Below are 18,760 nucleotides of genomic sequence, written 5' to 3' on the forward strand. Positions count from 1 at the left end.
AACAAATATGAAAATAGACATATTATTTTAATGAAGGCGTTTTTTAATATACACCTTAAAGGTTTATCAATGGTGTAATTTTTGTAATAAATAGCTAGTTATGAGCGCGTGTTTTTGTAAATGACTATGTTAATAACGAACTACTAAAGCTATCATTCGGTTAAAAAATAATACTTTATCTAAAGATTTTCTGATAAAATATTCGTACTTTTGCACGGAATTTTACAAATATAATGTCTAACTACTAGTAATTAATTGATTTTTAAATGAGTGAAGTAAACGAAAATGCTCAGGAAGTAAACGAAACTCCTGAGGTAAAAAATGAAGCAGTAGTGTCAAACGCTAACACTTCGGATGCAAGTTTTGATTGGGATGAGTTTGAGCAAGGTGAAGTTTTTGGAAATACAGGTTCAAAACAAGATCTTGAAGAAATGTATGACAAAACTCTTTCTACTATTTCTGAAAAAGAAGTAATCGAAGGAGAAGTTATTGCTTTAACAAAAAGAGAAGTTGTAATTAATATTGGTTTCAAATCAGATGGTATCATCTCAAGAAACGAATTTCGTTACAACCCAGAACTAGCTATTGGTGATACAGTAGAAGTTTATGTAGAGAGCCAAGAAGACAAAAAAGGTCAGTTGGTACTTTCTCACAAAAAAGCACGTGCATTACGTTCTTGGGATCGTGTAAATGCAGCTTTAGAAAATGACGAAGTTATCAAAGGATACATCAAGTGTCGTACTAAAGGTGGTATGATTGTAGACGTATTCGGTATTGAGGCTTTCCTTCCAGGTTCACAAATTGATGTGAAACCTATCCGTGACTACGATATGTATGTTGGAAAAACAATGGAATTTAAAGTGGTTAAAATCAACCCAGAATTTAAAAACGTTGTTGTTTCTCACAAAGCGCTTATCGAAGCTGAGCTTGAGCAACAGAAAAAAGATATTATTTCTAAGCTTGAAAAAGGACAAGTTCTTGAGGGAACTGTTAAAAACATTACTTCTTACGGTGTATTTATCGACCTTGGTGGTGTTGATGGACTTATCCACATCACAGACTTATCGTGGGGTCGCGTAACTCATCCAGAAGAAATCGTACAATTAGATCAAAAATTAAATGTTGTAATTCTTGATTTTGATGACGAGAAAAAACGTATTGCTTTAGGTTTAAAACAATTAACGGCTCATCCTTGGGATTCGTTAGATGCAGAGCTTAAAGTAAGTGATACTGTTAAGGGTAAAGTAGTAGTGATGGCTGACTACGGTGCGTTTGTTGAAATCGCTCCAGGAGTAGAAGGTTTAATTCACGTTTCAGAAATGTCATGGTCGCAGCACTTAAGAAGCGCTCAAGACTTCTTAAAAGTGGGTGATGAAGTAGATGCTACTGTTCTTACTTTAGACCGCGAAGAGCGTAAAATGTCTCTAGGTATTAAGCAATTAAAAGCTGATCCATGGGAGAAAATTGAAACAGCTTACGCTGTAGGTTCTAAGCATAAAGCTAAAGTTAGAAACTTTACAAACTTTGGTGTATTTGTTGAAATCGAAGAAGGAATTGACGGACTTATCCATATTTCTGATCTTTCTTGGACTAAGAAAATCAAGCATCCAGCTGAATTCACTGCAATTGGTGAAGAGGTAGAGGTTGTTGTTCTTGAGATTGACAAAGAAAACAGAAGATTAAGCTTAGGACATAAGCAGTTAGAGGAGAACCCTTGGGATGTATTTGAAACTCTATTTACTGTAGATTCAGTACACGAAGGAACTATCGTTGAATTATTCGACAAAGGAGCTGTAATTGCACTTCCTTATGGTGTTGAAGGGTTCGCTACTCCACGTCATTTGACTAAAGAGGATAGCTCTAATGCTAAAGTAGATGAAAAATTAGATTTCAAAGTAATTGAGTTTAATAAAGCATCTAAGCGTATAATTCTTTCGCATTCAAGAACTTTCGAAGATGTGAAAAAAGCGGCTGAATCTTCAGAGAAAGCTGAAGTTGCAAAAACAACTAAAAAAGGTGTGAAGAAGTTGAAAGATAACTTAGAAAAGACTACATTGGGTGATATTTCAAGCTTACAAGCGTTGAAAGACCAAATGGAAGCTGACGAAAAAAACTAAGTTAACTTTTAAGAATAGTATTCAATAAAAATCTTTTTAATCGATGGACTTTAAAATAGATAAATTAGATGACTTTACGCTAATTCAGATTTTGAAAGAGAAGTTGGACACGCACGTTGCGCCGTCATTAAAATCTGAGCTTGTTTTATTATCTGGAAATGGAGAAAAAAATATTCTCTTGGACTTGAGTAAGTCAAGTTATTGTGATTCATCTGGATTGAGTGCTATTCTGGTAGCTAATAGGTTATGCAAAAATGCGGATGGTGCATTTGTTTTAGCGGGATTACAGCCTGCGGTAGAACGATTAATTTCGGTATCGCAGCTAGATTCTGTTTTAACCATTGCACCAAATACCGATGATGGTGTTGAACTAATGAGGAAAGCTATTGAATAGCAATGTCTAAATTATTTTCAGTTACCATCTTAGGAAGTAGCTCTGCATTACCTACTTCAAAAAGATATCCAACCGCTCAGTTGCTCAATGTATCTGAGCGGTTTTTTTTAATCGATTGTGGTGAAGGAACTCAGCGCCAGTTAAGGAAGTACAAAATTAAATTCACCAAAATTGATCACATTTTTATTTCCCATTTGCATGGAGATCATTGTTTTGGATTAATAGGTCTTATTTCAACATTAGGCTTGTTAGGTAGAAATATTCCCTTATACATCCATGCACATCCCGATTTAGAAAAAATACTTCGACCGCAGTTAGATTATTTCTGTAAAGATCTACCTTATCAAGTTATTTTTGAAGCCTTTAATCCTAAGGATCAGCAAGTCATTTATGCTGATAAAAACATGGAGGTTGAAACCATTCCATTAAGGCATCGAATTCCGACAGTTGGTTTTTTATTCAGGCAAAAACCAGAAGAAAGAAAGTTGAAGAAGGAGTTTGTTTTTGTACATAAACCATCCATAAAAGAAATGGTTTCTATTAAAAAAGGTGGCGACTTTGTTGATGAAGATGGAAAGAAGTTTTCGAATGAAGATATCACCTTAGATCCTCCACAAACCTTTTCTTATGCTTTTTGTACTGATACTAAGTATACAGAGCGTATAGTGGATCAGATTAAAAATGTGGATGTATTATATCACGAAGCTACCTTTGCTAAAGATAATACAAAATTGGCAAAAAAAACTTATCACTCTACTGCCGAACAGGCTGCTCTAATTGCTCAAAAAGCCAATGCAGGTAAGCTTTTAATTGGTCATTTTTCATCTCGTTATAAAGATGTTTCATTGCTATTAGATGAAGCAAAACAAGAGTTTTCAAATTCATTTGTAGCAAATGAAGGCGATGTGGTCAGTATACCTTAAATATTCTTCTTTATTATTAATTTTAATAACTATCTTTGCGCAAATTTTATAGTTATAAACCCATTAAGCCTCTGTTTAATGCAAGAGAAAATAATTATTCTTGATTTTGGGTCGCAGTATACCCAATTAATTGCCCGTAGGGTAAGAGAAATCAACGTGTATTGTGAGATACACCCTTATCATTCTATTCCTGTAATGGATGAATCTGTTAAAGGTGTAATTCTTTCAGGAAGCCCTTATAGTGTAAGGGATGAAAAAGCACCAAAGCCAAATTTAGATGCCATCAAAGGTAAATTACCTTTATTAGGTGTTTGTTTTGGTGCGCAATATCTTGCTCAAACATACGGAGGTGAAGTAAAAGCTTCTAATACTCGCGAATACGGTAGAGCTAACCTATGTTTTATCGACAAAGAGAATGAATTAATGACTGGTGTACCGGATGATTCACAAGTGTGGATGTCACATGGTGATACCATTGTTAATTTACCAGATTCGTATAAAATTATTGCAAGTACGGAAGATGTAAAAGTTGCAGCTTATAAAATTGAAGGTGAAACTACGTTTGCGATGCAATTTCACCCAGAGGTTTATCATTCAACGGATGGAGCAACTATTCTGCATAACTTTATTGTTTCTATTTGTGGCTGTTCGCAAGATTGGACACCTAGTTCGTTTGTAGAGTCAACAGTAGCAGGATTGAAAGCTAAGTTAGGAAATGATAAAGTAGTTTTAGGATTATCTGGAGGAGTTGATTCAACTGTAGCTGGTGTTTTATTGCACAAAGCTATTGGCGAAAATCTTACCTGTATTTTTGTTGATAATGGTTTGTTACGTAAAAATGAGTATGAAAATGTACTTGACTCATACAAACATATGGGACTTAACGTAATTGGAGTTGATGCTAAAAAAGCATTCTTAGACGAATTAGCAGGTGTTTCAGAACCAGAAACTAAACGTAAGATTATTGGTCGTGTTTTCATTGAAACTTTCGATAAAGAGGCGGGCAAAATTGATGGCGTTAAATGGTTAGGTCAAGGAACTATATATCCTGATGTTATTGAGTCTATTTCTGTTAATGGACCTTCAGCAACTATTAAATCTCATCATAATGTAGGTGGATTACCTGATGATATGGATCTTAAGGTAGTGGAGCCGTTAAATCTATTGTTTAAAGATGAAGTACGTCGTGTAGGTAAAGCTATGGGTATTTCTCCATCTTTATTAGGACGTCACCCTTTTCCAGGGCCAGGTTTGGCTATTCGTATTTTAGGAGATATCACGCAAGAAAAAGTGGATATTCTTCAGGAGGTAGATCATATCTTTATCCAAGGATTAAAGGATAATGATTTATATGACGAAGTATGGCAAGCTGGTGTGATGTTACTGCCAGTTAATTCTGTGGGTGTAATGGGAGATGAGCGTACTTACGAAAAAGTGGTAGCGCTTAGAGCTGTTTCTTCAACGGATGGTATGACGGCTGACTGGGTACATTTACCATATGAGTTTTTAGCAAAAGTATCTAACGATATTATCAACAAGGTTAAGGGAGTTAACCGAGTTGTTTACGATATAAGTTCAAAACCACCTGCAACAATTGAGTGGGAATAATATAAACGAGGCTGGAACTTTTCCAGCCTTTTTTTGTTTTAAATAGTAAGCTAATCATTGTTTTGTTTTTATATTTGTTACTCACATAAATTTTCACACGTTACATTTTTAAATTTTAAGGTGAGCAAGTAAATTTAATGATCTGATTTACTTGATTACTTTTTGTGACTAATGATAGTAAATAATTAAAACATGAATAAAATAGAAGGTATGTTTCCTAAATATATATGGGCTGTTCTAATAATGATTTTTGTTGGTTCATTATCAATAAATGCGCAAAAGTTTGATAAGGACATGCAGAAGCTTCAGTTAGCTTATAAGCTGATTTCTACATTTTATGTAGATTCGATTGATGACGAAAAGTTGGTTGAAGATGCCATTGTGGGGATGTTGAGTAAGCTAGATCCGCACTCACAATATATTACTAAGGAAGAAGTCGCTAAAATGAACGAACCTTTAGACGGCAGTTTTGAGGGTATTGGTATTCAATTTAATATTTTTCAGGACACTTTAATGGTTGTTTCACCTATCTCGGGTGGACCTTCTGAGAAAGTAGGTATACAAGCAGGAGATAGAATATTAGAAATAGATGGTGAGAACGTGGCAGGAATCGGTTTGAAAAATACCGATGTATTTACTAAGCTTAAGGGAAAAAAAGGAACTAAGGTTGACATCGCTATTTTAAGAAGAAACGTAAAGGATTTAATCAACTTTACGGTAACACGAGATAAAATTCCAATTCATAGTGTAGAGGCATCTTACATGGCCACTCCTGAGATTGGTTATATTAAAATAAACCAATTTTCAGCTACCACACATACCGAAGTAGAGACTGCTTTAAAGAAACTAGGAAATGAAGGAATGAGTAACTTGATTCTTGATTTGCGAGGTAATCCAGGAGGATATTTAAATGCTGCTATTGAAGTATCTGATCAACTATTGCCAGATGGTAAACTAATCGTGTATACAGAAGGATTAACTAATCCGAGAAGAGAATATAAATCATCTAGTAAAGGATTATTTGAAGAAGGTAAGGTAATCGTATTAATAAATGAAGGTTCTGCTTCGGCCAGCGAAATTGTTTCAGGTGCGGTGCAAGATTGGGATAGAGGTTTAGTATTAGGTAGGCGTAGTTTCGGGAAAGGCCTTGTGCAGCGTCCTTTAAACCTACAAGATGGCTCAATGATGAGATTAACAATTGCCAAATATTATACACCTTCCGGAAGATGTATTCAAAAGCCATACAGCGATGGGATAGAAGCATACCAAAAAGAGTTGCTTCAAAGGTATGATAATGGAGAGATTTTAAATAAAGACAGCATTCACTTAGATAAAGCGGATAAATATTACACCAAAACAAAGCAACGTTTGGTTTATGGAGGAGGAGGCGTAATGCCCGATTTATTTGTTCCTGCGGATACTAGTGGTTATTCCGATTATTATAGAGACTTGGTGGCATATGGTATTTTAAACCGTTACATACTCAGTTATGTGGATGATAATCGTAATAAGTTGGTAAAAAACTATCCTGATTATGATGCATACCAAAAGGGTTTTGTTGTGGATGATAACATTATCGAGAAGCTGATTAAAGAAGGAAAGAAGGCAGATATTAAATCTGATGTGGAGGATTTACATGAGAATTCAATGCCTTTGCTTAAAGCGCAAATAAAAGCTTTAATAGCGCGTAATTTATGGACGTCGAGTGAGTATTTTCAATCGATTAACTCAACAACCGAGGTTTATAATAAAGCTATTGAGTTATTATCGACGGAGAACGAATATTTTGATTTGATAAAATAATGTTTGATATACAGTTTTCATGGATAGAATGGGTGGGTTTTATTGCTGCCCTAGTTTATCTTTACTTTTCAGTAAATCAAAAAATATGGTTATGGCCGATGGGAATTATTACATCGGCTTTTTATATGGCTGTTTTTTATGATGCTAGATTATATGCAGATATGGCTTTGCAAGTCTATTACTTGGTAGTAAGTATTTCAGGCTGGATAATGTGGAAAAGTAGGCAGGATGAAGAATGTCGGACTAAAACTACCATTATAAAAGTAAATAATGTAATGGCAGGAAAATTGTTTTTTGCATTTGTTATTCTGTATGGAGTGTTGGCTTATTTGTTAATAAACATTCCTCCATTGCTTAATGTTGAAGCTTCCGATTTGCCATATTGGGATGCGTTTACCACTGCCGCTAGTTTTGTGGCTACGTGGATGCTAGCTAAAAAAATGATTGATCAGTGGATTGTATGGGTAGTAGTTGACTTTGTGGCAATGGGAATGTATGTTTACAAAGGTTTATATGTAACTGCTATTCTATTTTTTATTTATACAATAATTGCAGTCTGGGGCTATTTTAGTTGGTTGCAAGATTATAAAAAACAGACTTCTGTTGCTTAAGTATTTTTATGAAGATTGTTTTAACCGGACCAGAATCTGTAGGGAAATCAACCTTAGCTAAACAGTTGGCTAAGGAATATAATGGCGAGTATGTTGAAGAAATTGCCCGTTCATATGTTGAGAAGCTGAACAGGCCTTATAATTATGAGGATGTTGTAAATATCGTTCAGTACCAGCTTCAACAGTATGATCAGTGTGAAAAATTAGAAATGAATTATTTCTTCGATACGTATTTGATTGTATCTAAAGTTTGGTTTTTACATGTATATAAAAAAATGCCAAGTTGGTTCGAAGCAGCATATAAAAAGCGACCAGTTGATTTGTACTTGTTGTGTAAGGATGATTTAGAATGGGAAGCAGATGGAGTAAGAGAAAATGAGAATATAAGAAGTTTGCTGTTTCATTCGTACCAACACGAATTAGATAATTATGGCTTTAACTATCGTATCGTAGAAGGAAAAGGGGCGGAGCGTTTGATAAATGCCAAAGCATTAATAGAAGAATATAAAAAGATAAATATATGACCACTTTCAAATATCCAGAAGTACTGCAAGAAACCATTAAGCAGCTTTCTAGTGAAGAGTCATACAAGGCGGTATGTCACACTCATTTTTTTGAACATCCAATGCCATCGAGCGATAAGTTGGCAGAAATAGTCAATTTAGCCCGAGAAATTATTTTTCCAGGTTATTTTGGAGATTCTCCTGTAAGAAAGGAAAGTATACATTATTATTTGGGCGTTAACACAGAACGTTTATTTGAGTTGTTGAATTTGCAGGTTTTAGCAGGCTTATGCTTTCAATGTGAAACTAACAATGCTGAGAAACTAAGTGAGCATAAAACAGCAGCCTTTGAATTGACCAAGAAGTTTATCTCATCATTGCCCGAGTTACGTAGGGTTTTGACTACTGATGTACAAGCGGCATTCCTTGGGGATCCAGCAGCGAAAAGTAATGGCGAGGTAATATTTTGTTATCCAGCTATTCGGGCAATTTCCAGTTATCGTTTTGCACATACACTATTTAAGTTAGGTATACCTATTATTCCGCGAATGATTTCAGAAATGGCACATTCAGAGACAGGTATCGATATTAATCCTGAGGCTCAAATTGACGAGTCTTTTACTATAGATCACGGTACTGGTGTAGTAATTGGTGCAACTTCAATCATTGGTAAAAATGTAAAAATATTTCAGGGAGTAACTTTAGGAGCTAAAAGTTTTCCCATTGATGAAGATGGTAATCCGATAAAAGGTATTCCTCGTCATCCCATTGTTGAAGATGATGTGGTAATTTACTCTCAGGCATCCATATTAGGTCGTGTTGTAATTGGCAAGGGCTCTGTTATTGGAGGTAATGTTTGGGTAACTAATAACGTGGCGCCAGGTTCAAAATTAGTACAGTTTAAACCTCGTGATGTCTTGTTTGTAGAAGGAGGAGGAATCTAAGAAAGTACTGTGTTTTAAAATAAAATGCATATATTCATGTATTGAGTTTAATTATTATAAAAATTGATGTTTGAATAGGTTTGAAGAATAGTCAATTTTTATATATTTGTGTGAAGCAATTTTATAATAAGCAATGGCATTTGATTTAAAGGAGTGGTATAACGAAAAATTGGAGGGAGAAGTTGTTCTAAACTTCAATGGAAGTATTACTCCTGATCTGATAACAGAAGCATTGGGTACAATTGAGAAAAGTCTTAATCTTAAAAATGAAAAAAATAAGATTAGGAAAAAGGTGTATAACGTATTTGTTGAATGCCTTCAGAATTTGTACCATCATGTGGATAAACCACCAGCTGACCTCGATCTGGTTCAAAATCATAATTTTGGCGTAATAATACTAAGTAAGGATGGTTCCTTTTACAGGATATCAACAGGAAACTTTGTTGATAAAAGCAAAATAAGTGTTATTAAAGACCGAATTGATCAAGTAAACTCCCTTACCGATAAAGAGATTCGTATGTTGTATCTGGATATCATGAGTAATGGAGAATTTTCAGATAAAGGAGGTGGCGGATTAGGCATGCTTGATATTGTTAGAAAAACAGGGAATAAACTAGAGTATTACTTTTATAAGTATAACGACAGTCATATATTTTTTTCATTAGACGTTTATATTAGTTAAAAACACCATATAGTATTACCAATATGGAAACAATAGTAAGAGAAGGAACTCCAAAAACACCATATGTTAGGTTTGATGGAGAAAAAGGAGTAATTGAAATTAAAGGTAGATCAATACCAGAGAACTCAATAGAATTTTATAAGCCCTTAATCGATTGGTTAGAGGAGTATGATGGGGCTGGTAAAGATGAAACTGCTGTAAATGTTCAATTGGAATACTTCAATACAAGTTCGTCCAAGTGTATACTCGATATTTTTAAAAAACTAGAATTGTTATTTAAAAAAGGGCATAAGGTGGAAGTGAATTGGTATTATGAAGAGGATGACGAGGATATGTTTGAAGCTGGAGAGGATTACCAATCCATCATAAATATTCCTTTTAAAATGATTGAAATGGAAGAATAGCTGAGCTGTTTTTTTAGACGATATTTAAAGAGTAATATATCAAGTGTAATGTTTGATGTATTACTCTTTTTTTATGCGCTTATAAAACTCTGATAGTACGTTGGATAACTTCTTCAGAAGTTCGCTTTGAAGTGATGCAAATAGTAATAGATTAAAGCTCCAGATAACGATTAGGTTAGCCCAGATGGTATCCATGTAAATAGAGCCAAACCGCTTATATGGACTTAAAAAATGAGCTTTAACCCAGCTCTTTTGTGGTTCTTTGAAAATAGGATCTACTTTCTGCACAAGAGCTCCATTGTATTCTATTATCTTCTCTTTTAAAATATTGTTGGTGTTTTTCATAAAACTCTCCAACTCTAAATTGTGATAATCTTGCTTAAGCTGATTGAAATTTTCCCGACTTTCAACGTCTGTTGTAAACTCCTTTTTCTTTAAGTCAAGCTTATCATCCGTATTGTTAAATAATTTTCTATAAGCCGTCTTTTTTGTCTGTAAATATGCTTTTACAACGGTATATATCTGTTCGTTAAAATCCTTAGTATTAAGATGAGTAATAAATGGGGTGTCAGTCTTTAACAAGCCACTATTCTCTTCTTTGCTGATTTCAGAAGATAACAGGGAGAGTGCTTCTGCAAGTTTTCCAGGACTATCGTCATTTTGCCATCTTTTTTTACTGTAATCTAATTTAGCTTGAAGTGCTGGAATCCAGTATTCCTTTTTAAAAAAAGCTTCACTTTTAATTTTATCATAAAGATAAAACTCCTTTTCGTATTTATTATTCTTAAACTGATGCACCGTAAGTGCCTCAAAAGCCCACCTGGCAGTTATAATTTCACCATACCAAGGAATCTTATTAGGACTTGAATATTTAGGGTTTAAATGATCGTAGCTAATAAAAACTCCTGATAAAATAATTTGCGGAATTATTAAAAATGGAATTAATATATAGATGTTAACCGCTTGTTTTGCACTATCCGAAATATTTAAACCTAGGAGGTTTGCAAAAACAGATACACTAAATAATATCAGCCAATATTCAAAAAATAAACCTTTAATTTCAATTATGCTATTACCTATAGCAACAAGTAATAAAGTTTGAATAGCACTAATTGCCGTGAGTATAAATACCTTAGATATTAAGTAACTAAACCTACTTAGGTTAAGGAATTCTTCACGTTTTAATATCTTTCTATCACTGATTATTTCCTCTGCACTAACGGTTAAACCAACAAAGAGTGCAATGATTACGCTCATGATGATGTAAACCACAATATTAGGATTGTTCTGAAAAATATAACCTTGATTGTTAACTGCATCAACATTATAATATTTTATAATAGAAGATAATAATAAGGCTAAAACAGGAGTCTCTAATAGGTTTATTAATAGATACTGACGATTAGATAATTTCGAAAGAAAATCTCTCTTAATAAATACCATAAACTGTTTTAGTCGGTTAGGTATTTTAAAGTTGATTTTTGGTAAATCGCCATTTATCTTTTCTTGTGACGAATTCGTTTTTTCTTTGTTGTTAATAAATCGTTTGTTCCACTCTTTGGGATCAATCTTTCGGTTTTTGGTAAAAGAACCGTACTCGTCAATCACCTGAGAGCTTACTATATTTAAAACTTGCTCAGGATTAACATTACCACATGTGTTACATTCGCTTTCTTCTCTATTGGCCTGTTTTATATTAGATTTAAAATAGTTGATACTTTCAACAGGATCTCCATCATAAATTAAATAACCTCCCGAATCTAACACAACTAGCTGATTAAACATTTTAAATATTTCGCTAGATGGCTGATGGATTACTACAAATACAAGCTTTCCTTTTTGCGCAAGCTCTTTTAGTAAGTCCATAATGTTAGCAGAATCCCTCGAAGATAATCCAGATGTTGGTTCATCCAAGAAAAGAATTGCAGGTTCTCTCATTAACTCAAGTGCAATGTTGAGTCTTTTTCTTTGACCTCCACTAATCTTTTTATTAAGTGGGGAGCCTACTTTCATATCCTTAATGTCACCCAAGCCTAATGAGGACAAGAGGTCGAGGACACGTTTTTTTATTTTAAAGTCACTGTAATCACCAAAGCATAGTTTGGCATTATATAATAAGTTTTGATATACCGTAAGGTTTTCCATCAAAAGGTCATCCTGAGAAACATAACCAATTAAACCTTCGGTTTTATCAGATTCTTCATGTATATCAATACCGTTAACCAGTACTTTGCCAGTGTATGGTTTGTATATACCGCTTAATATGTTGGTTAAGGTAGTTTTACCAGCTCCACTTGAACCCATTATTCCAACCAGTTTGCCAGATTCGCTATGAAAGCTTAATGGTTGTACACCATAGGCTTTATTTTTAAATTGATAGGAAATAGCTTCTACTGAAAATGAAATTGGAGTGGAAATATTATCGCTGGCAAAGGTCCCAACAATGTCGGTATAGTAAATTGGGTTAATGCGGTTGTTCCGTATGGAGCAGCCAGGTGTTAATACATGAATTCTATCTGAACTTAATAATTGACCATTAATGTTGATGTCAATATGGTTGCCTATTTTTAATAAATATAAGCTTCCTGATCGAATTCTAAGAATAGATATTTCATCCTTAACATGCTCCCAATATAGGTGTCTGGTGTTCTTATAGGCATTCTTTTCCTGGTTATTGATGACCAAGACGTTAGTGTCATCTAGTTCAGAAGATGCATCACCAATAACGAAACTTTCCATTAAAGCATATTCGCTATCTTTAATATGAAACGTTTGGGCAATAGTGCTTACAAAGTCCTTTTCGAAATGGCTTATTTCAACTCCTGATTTCAAAAATTCGATGAGCTGAATGATAACAATGAGCTTTTGGTAGTGGGTTAGCTCTTTGTTGATGGCATTAGATATGCGTAAAGCTTTAACTGAATTAGACGTTAAACTAGAACGAGTATTGTCGTGCTGTTGCAGTTTGGCTAACTTGGAGACGTGCTCTTGATAATACGATTCGTATATACTAAGATATTCTTCAACCATCTGCTGATTAAGCTGCTGGTCCAGGAAGTCTCTTACTATTTTACGTCTGGATTCGTTGTCTTTTTGAGGAAAAGCTATTAAAGCAAAAAGTTGTATTAAAGCTTTTAATATTCCCTCACTCATTTTGTTTTAGTTTAATTAAAAATAACCTATATCGCGTTATAACTTATGTAGGTTTAGTTCTCTTGCATGCTTTTGAATCCGATATACATCAATGCCATGCCTGAAGTAGCTTGTTTTGTATCTAATTTAGCTTCAATAATACACTCTACAGAACCTGTTATTTTAAAATCCCAAGTATTAGTTTTATTATGCTCGTCGTTGGAGAACAATAGGTTTCTGTTGGTATCGTATACCGAAAAAATGATAGGCTCGTTTCTTCCAGAGCAAGCAGCTAATCTATACATGCTTCCATTTAAAAATGTAGTATGAAATTCGGCCACTTCGTCACCTGTTAAAAAAGCTCTAAGAGGTTGTCCATTAGGAATAAATGGTGAAGTAATCAAGCTTGAACAATCTTGTGTTTTTTCCTCTTGAGAATTAACCAATGAAGGTGTGAAAACATTTACTGCTAAAATAATGATGAAGGTTAAAACAAGTCCTTTTTTCATGAGTGGCGCGTTTATTTTTTTGAGTGTGCTAATATTATTTCGAAAATTACGGTCTGTTACTCTAACGGTATAAAACTACAATATATTATTCTTTATACAGTAATTAAATGCCCTTAATTTGCTGTCTAAAATAGCTATTTTTATTAAAAAACACTACAAAATATGTGCAACCTGCCAATTATTATTCTTTTTCTTAAAAAAATCGTTCATATTTAGTGCCTAATCAATAATTACTAATATTAAATAAACTTATGAAAAGAGTAATCTTATCATTTATTCTGCTGCTGCATATTGTATCAGTTAGCGCACAAAGCAATAACAAATTAAGTCTGGAAGATGTCATTTCTGGGGGTAAAAATTATAGAAAATTTATTCCAAGTTACAAAAACATTAAGTTTTTAGGGAATTCGGATGATCTGGTTTTAAATACTTCAGATAGCTTATTTATAGTTACTGGTGAAGAGCAACGAGATCTTTTAATCACCATTCAGGATATTAATGAGAGTTTATCTAAAAAGGAATTAAAAACACTTACCTCGTTATGGAGTGTTAATTGGATTAATAGCGAAAAACTTTGGTTTAATAATGGCCAGGCTATTGTGGTTTATAATGTTTCAAGTAAAAAGATTGATTATACTTTGGAATTTCCGGAAGGAGCAAAACATATCGATTTCAACCTTGAATCTTCCGCAGCTATTTTTATTAAAGATGATAACCTTTACATATTAAGTAAAGATCAGCAAGCTGTTTTGATTGAGGAAGGATCAGAAGATGGTATTGTTTTAGGACAGTCTGTTCATAGAAATGAATTTGGCATTCAAAAAGGCATATTCTGGTCGCCAGATGGCACTTCTGTTGCTTTTTACAGAATGGATGAATCTATGGTGACAGATTATCCTTTGGTGAACGTAAATAAAAGAGTTGCTGAAGTGGAAAATACTAAATACCCAATGGCTGGTATGAAGAGTCATGAGGTAACGCTGGGTGTTTATAATATTACAGACCAATCTTTGGTTTATATGAATACGGGCGAACCCAAAGAAAAGTACTTGACAAATATCGCCTGGAGTGCGGATAATCAAAATATCTTAATAGCCGAATTGAATAGAGGTCAGGATCATATGCAATTAAAAATGTATGATTCAAAAAAGGGAACTTTTGTAAAAGAGTTATTCGAAGAAAAAAGCGATAGATGGGTTGAACCTGAAAACCCCGCTTTATTTATTCCAAATAAAAGTGCTCAGTTTATTTGGCAGAGCGAAAGAGATGGCTTTAATCATTTATATATTTATGATATAAATAAAGGATTGCTTAAACAGCTAACCAAAGGGGAATGGGTGGTTACATCGGTACATGGTTTTGATACGACAGGTAAAAATATCTTTATTACTGCCACAAAAGACGAAGGTGTATTAAACCGAAACTTATATAAAGTATCGTTAAGTAGTGGTAAGATGAAAAGATTAACATCAGAGGAAGGTGTGCACACGATTACTGTTAGTAAGTCAGGCAATAAAGTGATTGATATGTACTCAAATGTATCTACTCCACGTGTAATTCAGGTGTTGGATGTAAAAAAGAAAGATACACGTTTATTGCATGTGGCTGAAAATCCATTTAAGGGTTACGAAGTAGGTAAGATAGTTATGGATACAATAAAATCAGTTGATGGAGAAACTGATTTATATAGTCGTATGATTTTACCTCCAAATTTTGATGCTTCTAAAAAATACCCTGTGGTTGTTTATGTTTACGGTGGACCACATGCTCAAATGGTAAAAAATAGTTGGTTAGGATCTGCTCGTATGTGGCAGTTGTATATGGCACAGCAAGGATATATTGCCTTTACCATGGATAATCGCGGTACACCCGATAGAGGTTGTGATTTCGAGAAAGTGATTCATCGTCAGTTAGGTGAAGCGGAAACTGCGGATCAAATGGAAGGTGTGAAGTATTTAAAGTCTTTGCCATATGTTGATGCGGATAGGATAGGAGTGCATGGTTGGAGTTTTGGTGGTTTTATGACTATTAATCTTATGGAAAAGTATCCTGAAGTATTTAAAGTTGGCGTTTCAGGAGGACCAGTTACCGATTGGAAATACTACGAAATAATGTATGGTGAGCGTTATATGGATTCTCCCGAAGAAAATAAAGAAGGTTATGCCATGACCAACCTAAATGATCGTACGCAGACTATTGAAGGTCGTCTGTTAGTGATTCATGGTGCTATTGATCCTACTGTAGTTTGGCAGCATAGCATGGTTTTTATTGAGCAATGTATAAAAAACAGAAAGCAAGTCGATTATTTTGTATATCCTCGACACGAGCATAATGTAAGAGGTGCAGATCGTGTTCATTTAATGCAAAAAGTGACTACTTACTTTAACGATTTTTTATAAGGGTTAAATAGATTATTTGAAAGGGCTGCCATGATTGGTAGCCCTTTCTATTTGTAAATATCTACATATGGTTTACGAGGACCAAATTGATTAAACTGACCAATTTTTTCTCCAGAAAGATTAAAATCAGTAGGGCTTCCTTCTGGTGGTATTCTTGGAAAGAACGCCAATTGTAGCTGTATAGTGTTAAATACTAGATGGTCGTTTCTGATTCTGATTCCACCTCCCAAAGAAAAATAGGGTTTGCTTTCTAATAATTGATCATTGGTGGATAGCCAAGCCATATCATAAAAAGTGAAAAATGCCATTTTAAACCCCAACAATTCTTTACTTGAAAACAGAATATTCTCAGAGTTGAAAACCAGTTTCGTTGTTCCTCTTAAATTAAAATTCCTTAAGGCTCTGATACCTTCATTAGCTTCATTGATAAATAGATAGTTTGGTCTGCTATGGTGCATGCCAATTACATAGTTCAATGATACAAACGACCTCCATCGGTGCCTACCCACATTTTTTAAGGACGAAATGTACTTGGTTTGTAATTTTATTCTAGAATCTTCAGGATGCCCATTATATAAGTATGTCTGGTATTCACCACCAAAGTACAGAAAGCCTTTATTTGGAATAAGCGCCTTTCCTAATGAAAAATGAGCACCTAAATACGGTCTGTTTTTTGCGTTATTGTGATTATATCCAAAACTCAATGCGCCATTAAATCCATAAGGAACATCCTCGGTTCTTCCATAATTATATATCAGCTCGTTTTTATAGAAATCTCTTTTAGAAAAGGATACAGAGCCAAATACATACAAATTAGGTTTGTAATGTGGCATTTGCATCATTGAATCGCTCAGGTTATTATAATTGGAGATCATGGTCTGCCCCATAAATGTTAGATTCGATCTATCAAAAAAGTTTTCAGCATTGATGAGTATCGATTTACCAAGCCAAAAATCCTGAATTAGATAATCGTAATTATCATCATAAACATCTTCAAATTCAGGATCGTGAATTTTATGGTTCTTTTTGACATGAAAACCTCCGGCATATTTTATTTCAGGGATAAAAAAATCCTTGTGCGCCCCTACATTTATATAATGTGCCCTATTTAAATCACTCCATTCTGCATCTAGGGTGATAAATGAACCATATATATTTTCCCACCGGATATGTTCATAAAATCCAAAATCTCGGTTATCGGTAGGTACTGTACTCAAACTGTGTTCAAGTTCTAATCCAAAACCTAGTACGTTCGTACTGTATATTCCTAATCTTGCATTAGTTGCAGATAAAGATGTATTTACACCATATGGATAGCTATCCTGAGTAATTACCAAAATATCTACTAAAGTAGAATCTGTTTTATCTGGTTCAGCAATGATTAAAGCATCGGTAATAAAATTCAACGAACGTAAAATACGTTCACTATCTCTAATTTTTTGATATTTAGAAAACTCTCCATTTTTAAAGGTTAGGTTGTTTTTAATGATACTGGTTTGGGTTTCGAATCGGAGCTTATTTAGGTTCTTTTCTAAGTTGTTGGTCGTAACTCCAACAGTATCAAGTATATTTTTAGCAAAGGGCGAAACCTGTTTAATTTTCACCTCCCGAATAATTTTATTGTTCTGCTGTTGGTTAGCTCTATCAAAAGCTAAGGTTAAATCATGTTTTGAAACATTGGAACTTTTAGAAGTAACAAGCCATTCGTATAGTTTTTTGTATACGTAACTACTATCGGCCTGTTGCTTTAAATATTTTTGAATAGATGCAGGACTACTTAAGGTATCAGTTGGGTTTGTAATGTTTTGTGCAGAAGCAGCCGAACATAGCAGGAATAGTTGTATTGTTATTATCAATGGTATTACATGATAACGACTATAACTAAAGTATGTAGGTTGTTTTCTCAAAAGCTAAACATTGTAAAACTCTAATATATGAAGAAATTGAACTAAGGAAGTTGTAATTTCAGTTAAAATAAACTAATTCGATACAGGAACTATGGCTTAAAGACTTTAATGTAATTGAATTGAGATTGTCTATAAACAAAGAAACCGGCTGTAAGGCCGGTTTCAAAATATTGTATTGCTAATTTCTTACAGTGTTTTAAAATTCTGACACGTAAGGGTGTAGTCGTTTTTCTGCTCTGCAGTACAAGGTTCACCTTCAGCATGCATGTGTGGCTCCTTTTTAGCAAGGGTTACAATTCCTGTAGCAGCAATTTTATTTCCTTCTAAACTTGGCTCAAAAGTACTTATTTCTTCGCTTGCCTCTATTCTAATGTAAATTGAATCGTTGCTTCCTGCAATAAACATTTTTTTACCAGTTTGTTTACAGGTGTGCATTACAAGTCCTGTTAACTCTACTTTTTTGTCTATATACTTTTCAGGGCTAGCCAAAAGATCATCTACCGAAATCGCTAACGCTGTAGTATCCGATGGATCGGAACAACAAGATTCTGTTGTTTTCTTTTCTTCGCAACAAGTGCTTTTCTCAGAAGTTTCGCAACAAGCTGCTTTTTCTTTCTTTTTATCCTTCGCTTCTTTTGCAACACAGGCTACAATTAAAATGGCAAAGAATACACTTAATAATACGTTTTTCATTTTGTCAAATCTGTTTTTAATGCCTTTGTTATTGGATTCAAGGGCAAATAGTGTTGTTTTGGAATTACCTCTTTTTTCGATAAGCGGATAACAAATATAATTAATGCTTTCTTTTATCAAAGCTTATACCC

The 18,760-nt window shown here is 34.1% G+C and carries 15 protein-coding genes; 11 read left to right on the forward strand and 4 right to left on the reverse strand.

What is annotated here, in order from left to right; genetic code table 11:
* The first annotated feature begins 266 nt into the window (after positions 1-266).
* The 10 genes from rpsA (at position 267) to A8L32_RS02955 (ending at position 9,989) form a co-directional block, all read left to right on the forward strand.
* Positions 267-2,117, forward strand: coding sequence for a 30S ribosomal protein S1 (rpsA, locus tag A8L32_RS02910; RefSeq protein ID WP_083631154.1), 1,851 nt, complete (start codon positions 267-269; stop codon positions 2,115-2,117).
* A gap of 43 nt (positions 2,118-2,160) precedes the next feature.
* Positions 2,161-2,511: an STAS domain-containing protein gene (locus A8L32_RS02915; RefSeq protein ID WP_066627573.1), complete on the forward strand. Its 351-nt coding sequence runs from the start codon at positions 2,161-2,163 to the stop codon at positions 2,509-2,511.
* Between the two features lie 2 nt (positions 2,512-2,513).
* The gene (locus A8L32_RS02920; RefSeq protein WP_066627575.1) at positions 2,514-3,434 is read left to right on the forward strand and encodes a ribonuclease Z; all 921 of its coding nucleotides are present in this window, start codon (positions 2,514-2,516) and stop codon (positions 3,432-3,434) included.
* Positions 3,435-3,512: 78 nt separating this feature from the next.
* Positions 3,513-5,042, forward strand: coding sequence for a glutamine-hydrolyzing GMP synthase (gene guaA, locus A8L32_RS02925; RefSeq protein WP_066627578.1), 1,530 nt, complete (start codon positions 3,513-3,515; stop codon positions 5,040-5,042).
* A gap of 192 nt (positions 5,043-5,234) precedes the next feature.
* Positions 5,235-6,845 (forward strand): S41 family peptidase, encoded by a 1,611-nt coding sequence (locus tag A8L32_RS02930; protein ID WP_066627581.1) that lies wholly within the window; start codon positions 5,235-5,237, stop codon positions 6,843-6,845.
* Positions 6,845-7,456 (forward strand): nicotinamide riboside transporter PnuC, encoded by a 612-nt coding sequence (pnuC, locus tag A8L32_RS02935; RefSeq protein ID WP_066627584.1) that lies wholly within the window; start codon positions 6,845-6,847, stop codon positions 7,454-7,456. The genes A8L32_RS02930 and pnuC overlap by 1 nt, the downstream gene beginning before the upstream one ends.
* 8 nt (positions 7,457-7,464) lie before the next feature.
* Positions 7,465-7,980: an AAA family ATPase gene (locus tag A8L32_RS02940; RefSeq protein WP_066627586.1), complete on the forward strand. Its 516-nt coding sequence runs from the start codon at positions 7,465-7,467 to the stop codon at positions 7,978-7,980.
* Positions 7,977-8,903 carry a serine O-acetyltransferase gene (locus A8L32_RS02945; RefSeq protein ID WP_066627588.1) on the forward strand — a complete coding sequence of 309 codons (927 nt, stop codon included), beginning with the start codon at positions 7,977-7,979 and terminating at the stop codon, positions 8,901-8,903. The genes A8L32_RS02940 and A8L32_RS02945 overlap by 4 nt, the downstream gene beginning before the upstream one ends.
* A 133-nt stretch (positions 8,904-9,036) precedes the next feature.
* A complete protein-coding gene (locus tag A8L32_RS02950) occupies positions 9,037-9,585 on the forward strand; it encodes a SiaB family protein kinase (RefSeq protein ID WP_066627591.1) in 549 nt (182 codons plus the stop codon).
* Positions 9,586-9,608: 23 nt separating this feature from the next.
* Complete coding sequence (locus A8L32_RS02955; protein ID WP_066627593.1) at positions 9,609-9,989, forward strand: DUF1987 domain-containing protein; 381 nt, start codon at positions 9,609-9,611, stop codon at positions 9,987-9,989.
* A 60-nt stretch (positions 9,990-10,049) separates the two neighbouring features.
* Here A8L32_RS02955 and A8L32_RS02960 read toward each other — a convergent pair whose 3' ends face one another.
* Together A8L32_RS02960 and A8L32_RS02965 are read right to left on the reverse strand one after the other, a co-directional pair.
* Positions 10,050-13,142 (reverse strand): ATP-binding cassette domain-containing protein, encoded by a 3,093-nt coding sequence (locus A8L32_RS02960; RefSeq protein WP_066627595.1) that lies wholly within the window; start codon positions 13,140-13,142, stop codon positions 10,050-10,052.
* 53 nt (positions 13,143-13,195) lie between these two features.
* The gene (locus A8L32_RS02965) at positions 13,196-13,630 is read right to left on the reverse strand and encodes a hypothetical protein (RefSeq protein WP_066627598.1); all 435 of its coding nucleotides are present in this window, start codon (positions 13,628-13,630) and stop codon (positions 13,196-13,198) included.
* Positions 13,631-13,881: 251 nt separating this feature from the next.
* On the opposite strand from A8L32_RS02965, the gene A8L32_RS02970 reads away from it, so the two are divergent.
* Positions 13,882-16,029: a S9 family peptidase gene (locus tag A8L32_RS02970; protein ID WP_066627600.1), complete on the forward strand. Its 2,148-nt coding sequence runs from the start codon at positions 13,882-13,884 to the stop codon at positions 16,027-16,029.
* Positions 16,030-16,076: 47 nt separating this feature from the next.
* On the opposite strand, the gene A8L32_RS02975 is transcribed toward A8L32_RS02970, so the two are convergent.
* Together A8L32_RS02975 and A8L32_RS02980 are read right to left on the reverse strand one after the other, a co-directional pair.
* A complete protein-coding gene (locus tag A8L32_RS02975) occupies positions 16,077-17,885 on the reverse strand; it encodes a hypothetical protein (protein WP_075590022.1) in 1,809 nt (602 codons plus the stop codon).
* Between the two features lie 237 nt (positions 17,886-18,122).
* The gene (locus tag A8L32_RS02980) at positions 18,123-18,629 is read right to left on the reverse strand and encodes a hypothetical protein (RefSeq protein WP_075590023.1); all 507 of its coding nucleotides are present in this window, start codon (positions 18,627-18,629) and stop codon (positions 18,123-18,125) included.
* Positions 18,630-18,760: the final 131 nt, after the last annotated feature.

The organism is Labilibacter marinus, from assembly GCF_001659685.2.
GTDB classification, from domain to species: domain Bacteria; phylum Bacteroidota; class Bacteroidia; order Bacteroidales; family Marinilabiliaceae; genus Saccharicrinis; species Saccharicrinis marinus.